This window comes from Micromonospora foliorum, assembly GCF_022229015.1.
Taxonomy (GTDB): domain Bacteria; phylum Actinomycetota; class Actinomycetes; order Mycobacteriales; family Micromonosporaceae; genus Micromonospora; species Micromonospora foliorum.
Genome location: NZ_JAKKFF010000146.1, coordinates 1 through 2990 on the forward strand (window position 1 = coordinate 1; position 2990 = coordinate 2990).

At 74.2% G+C, this 2990-nt stretch carries 3 protein-coding genes; all 3 read right to left on the reverse strand.

The window, feature by feature from the left end:
* Window positions 1-76 precede the first annotated feature (76 nt).
* On the reverse strand, window positions 77-829 hold the full coding sequence (locus PSH25_RS12920; protein WP_238659331.1) for an NUDIX hydrolase: 753 nt from the start codon (window positions 827-829) through the stop codon (window positions 77-79).
* 115 nt (window positions 830-944) lie between these two features.
* Complete coding sequence (locus PSH25_RS12925) at window positions 945-1811, reverse strand: MaoC/PaaZ C-terminal domain-containing protein (protein ID WP_238659333.1); 867 nt, start codon at window positions 1809-1811, stop codon at window positions 945-947.
* The coding region (locus PSH25_RS12930; protein ID WP_238659332.1) for a 3-oxoacyl-ACP reductase at window positions 1811-2990 on the reverse strand (1180 nt) is incomplete at its 5' end. The genes PSH25_RS12930 and PSH25_RS12925, both read right to left, overlap by 1 nt.

The window sequence follows — 2990 nt, forward strand, 5'->3', positions numbered from 1 at the left end:
CGGGCCGGCTGGTCGGCACCGAACAGGTCGGCGTCGTTGCGGGCGGCCGCGACCAGGCGGATGGCCTCCGCTGCCCTCACCGCACCGTCTCCTCGCGGGCGTGGCGCAGCAGCGCCGGGTGCAGCAGGCGAGCGTCGCCGGCCCGGTAGAGCCGGGCGCGCGGGCCGCCCCGGGCACCGCCGCGCTCGGTGCTGGTGCCCGTGCCCTCCACGAAGCCCGGCACGGAGAGCACCTTGCGGTGGAAGTTGCCGGCGTGCAGCGGGTGCCCCCAGACCGTCTCGTAGACGGCACGCAGCTCGCTGATCGTGAACTCGGCGGCGAGGAAACGGGTGGCGAGTGGGGTGTACTCCAGCTTGGACCGGGCCCGTTCCAGCGCGTCGTCGATGATCCGGCCGTGGTCGAAGGCGAGCTGTCGGCTGGTCAACGCGGTCACCGGCAGCCAGATCGCCTCGTCGGCGTCGCTGCCGGCGGCCGGATCCGGCAGGTCGGGGGCGAACGCGAGGTGGGCGATCGAGACGACCCGCATGCGCGGGTCACGGTCGGGAGCGCCGTAGCTGCCCAACTGCTCCAGGTGTACGCGGCGCAGCGCCTCGCCGCCGAGCCCGGTCTCCTCGGCCAGCTCCCGTCGAGCGCCGGCGGTCAGGTCCTCGTCGGGGCGGACGAAGCCCCCGGGCAGCGCCCAGTGCCCGGCGAAGGGTGCCTCGCCGCGCCGGATCAGCAGCAGGTGCAGCGCGCCGTCGCGGATGGTCAGCGCCACCACGTCGACGGTCACGGCGACCGACGGGTAGGCCCGGGGGTCGTACGCGGCGAGGAACTCCTGCTCGTTCATCACGTCTCTCTCATCCTGAGAACATCTCGCTGTGAGAACAACTTAGCGCAGAAGCGTGCGCCTGCCAAGGGCCGAGCCGCCCGTTGCGCTCAGCGCACGAGTCGGCCCGGTGGGCTCAGCGCACGAGACCCGCCAGGTGCGGTCGGCCACGCGAGTCGTGCAGGGCGAACCCGCCGTCCGGCAGGCGCGCGAAACTCACCGTGCTCGGCAGCGGCACGGGCAGCTTGAACGCGACCTCGACGGTGTACGCGTCCGGCAGCCGGGCCTCCAGCGCGGCCAGGCAGCGCGCCTTGCTCCACATGCCGTGCGCGATCGGCCGGCGGAAGCCGAACAGCCGCGCCCCGAGTCGGGAGGTGTGGATCGGGTTGTGGTCACCGGAGACCCGCGCGTACTCCGTACCGACGCGCGGCTCCACCCGCCAGTGGGCGGTGGCCGTCGGTGCCGCGGGACGTTCGCCCGGTTCGCGCCCGCCCGGCTTGCCCTCCCGACCGAGGTACGTCGAGACGCCGCGCCACACCTCCTCCCCGTTGACCGAGCCGATCAGCACCACGTCCACCTGCCGCCCCCGGTCGTGGGGGCGCAGGTTCTCCGCGTACGTGGTGAAGTCGAGGGTCTCGTCGGCGGTGACCGGGCGGTGCGTGGTGATCCGGTTGCCGACGTGCACCAGGCCGATCAGCGGCAGGGGAAAATCCGGCGCGGTCATCAGGCGCAGGGCCAGTGGGAAGCCCATCACGTGCGGAAACGTCGCAGGCAGCCGGTCGCTGAGCCGGAACCCGCAGACCCGGTCGTAGTCGGCCAGGTGCGCCCGGTCGACGGTCACCCCGCCCACGGTCAACTCGACCGCCGGCAGGCCGGGCCCGCGCCGCCCACCGCCGAGGCCCGGTAGCGCGCCGAGCATCGCCCGTCGGTGCAGCGCCCCGGCCGCCGGCATCCGGGGCAGTTCGACAGGGGTCCGGATGCCCGACTCCGGCCGCGCGTCCATCACGCCCCCAGCAGGCTCTGGCCGCAGACCCGGACCACGTTTCCGCTGATCGCGCCGCTGGCCGGCCAGGCCAGCCAGCCGATCGTCTCGGCCACGTCCACCGGCAACCCGCCCTGGGCCAGGCTGTTCATCCGCCGGCCCGCCTCGCGGACCACAAGCGGGATGCGCGCGGTCAGCCGGGTCTCGATGAAGCCCGGGGCCACCGCGTTGACGCTGATCCCGCGTTCCCGCAGAGCCGGCGCGAGCGAGTCGACAAGCCCGATCACGCCGGCCTTGCTGGTGGCGTAGTTGGTCTGCCCCCGGTTGCCGGCGATCCCGGCGATCGAGGAGACCGAGATGATCCGCCCGCCGGCCGGGATCAGCTCCCGATCCAGCAGCACGTCGTTGATCCGCTCCTGGCTGGACAGGTTGACGTCGATGACCTGGTCCCACCGGTCGGCGTCCATCCGGCCGAGCGTCTTGTCCCGGGTGATGCCGGCGTTGTGCACCACCACGTCGACCCGGCCGTGCCGGCTGGCCAGGTGCTCGGCGAGTCGGGCCGGCGCGTCCGGCGCGGTCAGGTCGAGTTGGACGGCGGTGCCGCCGATGTCGTTCGCCACCGCGGCGAGCGCGTCGCCAGCGGCCGGGATGTCCAGGGCCACCACCTGCGCGCCGTCGCGGGCCAGCACCTTCGCCAGCGCCGCGCCGATCCCCCGTGCGGCGCCGGTGACCAGCACGACCTGCCCGTCCAGCGGGCGGTCCCAGTCGGCCGGGATGCTCGCCGCGCCGCCGCGGACCCGGATGACCTGCCCCGACACGTACGCGGACCGGCCGGACAGCAGGAACCGGAGAGTCGATTCGAGGCCGACGCTGGGGTCGCCCTGGGCGCGGGACACCTGGACGAGTTGCGCGGTGATCCCCCGGCCGAACTCCTTGCCGATGCTGCGGACCAGCCCTTCGAGGGCGCGCTGGGCGGTCGCCTCGCGGGGCGACGCGCACTCCTGCGGCGGGGTGCCCAGCACGATCACCCGGCCGCTGGGCAGCACGGCCCGGGCCTGCGGGTGGAAGAAGTCGTAGAGCTGGCGCAGCTCGGTCGAGTCGGTGATCCCGGTGGCGTCGAAGAGCAGTGCCCCGTACCGCTGCGGGGTGTCGCCGTGCGAACGGGCCGGCGGCGCATGCTGCGCCGGAGCGCCCCCGGCC